Annotated in this window: 3 protein-coding genes; all 3 read left to right on the top strand. The window is 43.5% G+C overall.

Going from position 1 to position 2129, the window contains the following annotated elements:
- A partial coding sequence (locus tag G4P69_RS37240) for an amidohydrolase family protein (protein ID WP_208354910.1) occupies window positions 1-1239 on the top strand: 1239 nt, incomplete at its 5' end.
- Window positions 1240-1306: 67 nt separating this feature from the next.
- Window positions 1307-1474, top strand: a complete 168-nt coding sequence (locus G4P69_RS39805) for a hypothetical protein (RefSeq protein ID WP_243903180.1) — start codon at window positions 1307-1309, stop codon at window positions 1472-1474.
- Between the two features lie 117 nt (window positions 1475-1591).
- Window positions 1592-2129, top strand: a 538-nt coding sequence (locus tag G4P69_RS37235) for an amidohydrolase family protein (RefSeq protein WP_243903179.1), incomplete at its 3' end; no start/stop codon positions are given.

The raw sequence follows: 2129 nt of genomic DNA, 5'->3' as shown, positions 1-2129 counted from the left end.
CGTCCTCCTTTCTGGACTCGTCCAACGAATGATGCTTTAAATTTAGCCACCATTAGCTTGCCTAAGTTACTGCACGAGCGTTTGCAAGAAGCAGGTACAGATTTTGCTGTTGTGTACCCCAATTTAGCAACACTTGCACCCCATATCAATCATCCAGATATGCGACGGGCTGTTTGTCGTGCAGCAAACACCTACCATGCTGATATTTTCCGTGCATACTCTGACCGCTTAACACCAATCGCTACTATTCCCATGCACACCCCGGAAGAAGCGATTGAAGAGTTGGAATATGCTGTGAAAGTACTGGGATTGAAAGCAATTCAAATTCCTGGTCATATTCGCCGTCCAATTCCCGCTTTTGAGAAGTATGGGGAAGAAGTTGCAAATGAAGCGATTTGGATTGATACCTTTGGCTTAGATAGCAAATATGACTATGACCCATTCTGGGCGAAGTGTGTAGAACTCAAAGTTGTTCCCACAACTCACTCCAGTGGTATGGGTTGGATAAATCGCCGCTCAATTTCCAACTACCAGTACAATCATATTGGTCACTTTGCATCTGCGGGTGAAGCATTGTGCAAATCGTTATTCTTTGGAGGAGTGACTCACCGTTTCCCAACTTTGCAGTTTGCATTTTTAGAAGGTGGTTCTGCTTGGGGTGCGAGTTTATATACTGATTTAATTTGGCACTGGGAAACCCGTAACAAAGACCACATGTTGGAAAATAACGACCCATCTAAGGTAAATCGTGAAGAACTTATAGAGTATTACCTCCGCTACGGTGGAGAGTTAGTTGATGGTCGGATAGAACAATTAGGTAGTGGTTTAGGTTTCCACTCTCAATTACTCTCTCCCCTTGATCCAGGTGATTTAGATGAATTTGCCAAAGCGGGAGTTAAGACTCCTAAAGATGTACAGGAACGTTTCGTCAAACACTTTTACTTTGGTACAGAGTCAGATGATACCCGTGTAGCCCACGCGTTTAACCGTAAGGCAAATCCTTATGGTGATAGAATTAAAGCTTTCTTGGGTTCTGATTCTGGTCACTGGGATGTACCCGATATTACTGCTGTTACTGCGAATTCTTACTCATTTGTTGAACGCGGTATTATCACGGAAGAAGATTTGCAATATTTCCTATCCATCCATCCATTGGAGTTGTATACCAGTCTCAATCAAGACTTCTTCAAGGGTACAGTTGTTGAGCAAAAAGCTGAAGAATTTTTGGCTACTCGATAAGAATACTCCCCAACTTCTTCAAGAAGTCGGGGAGATCAACACTTTGAAATCATTAGGGTGAAATATCATGACAATTGCATTAGACCGTCCAGTACAAAAAACTAGATCTGCAAAAATTCGCGAGCAGTTGGGTTATGCGATCATTGATACTGATGTTCATACTCAGGAATTTGAACCGGCGGTTCTCGATTATTTAGAGCAAGTTGGGGGGGCTGAAATTGTAGAACGTTTTTAAGAACGTTTACCAGGTGCTTCTCGTTTTTAATGGTATGAGCAAACTTGGGGAGAACGTTTCGCTCATCGCACTAATCGTCCTAACTGGTGGGGTCGTCCAACCAAAAATACCTTGAATTTGGCAACTATCAGTTTACCGAAGTTGCTGCACGAACGTTTGCAAGAAGCTGGTACCGATTTTGCTGTTGTCTATCCCAACTTGGCAACAATGGCTCCAAATATCGGCAATGAAGCGATGCGTCGGGCTGTATGTCGCGCAATTAATATATACCATGCTGATATTTTCCGCCCTTATCGCGATCGCCTATCTCCAATTGCAGCTATTCCCATGCATACACCCCAAGAGGCGATTGAAGAGTTGGAATATGCGGTGAATGTTTTGGGATTGAAAGCTATTCAAATTCCTGGTTACGTGCGCCGTCCAATCCCTGCTTTTGAGAAGTATGGTAAGGAAGTTGCTAACGAGGTTGTTTGGATTGATAACTTTGGCTTAGATAGTGAATACGATTATGATCCTTTCTGGGCGAAGTGCGTAGAATTGAAAGTCGTACCCACAACCCACGCTTCTAGCCAAGGTTGGACAACTCAACGGTCGGTGACTAACGCTCAATACAACCACATTAACCACTTTGCCTTTGCTGCGGAAGCACTGTGTA

Source organism: Aetokthonos hydrillicola CCALA 1050, from assembly GCF_017591665.1.
GTDB lineage: Bacteria > Cyanobacteriota > Cyanobacteriia > Cyanobacteriales > Nostocaceae > Aetokthonos > Aetokthonos hydrillicola.
The sequence above is the reverse complement of the archived record's forward strand: the minus strand, read 5'-3'. Positions and strand labels throughout refer to the sequence as shown.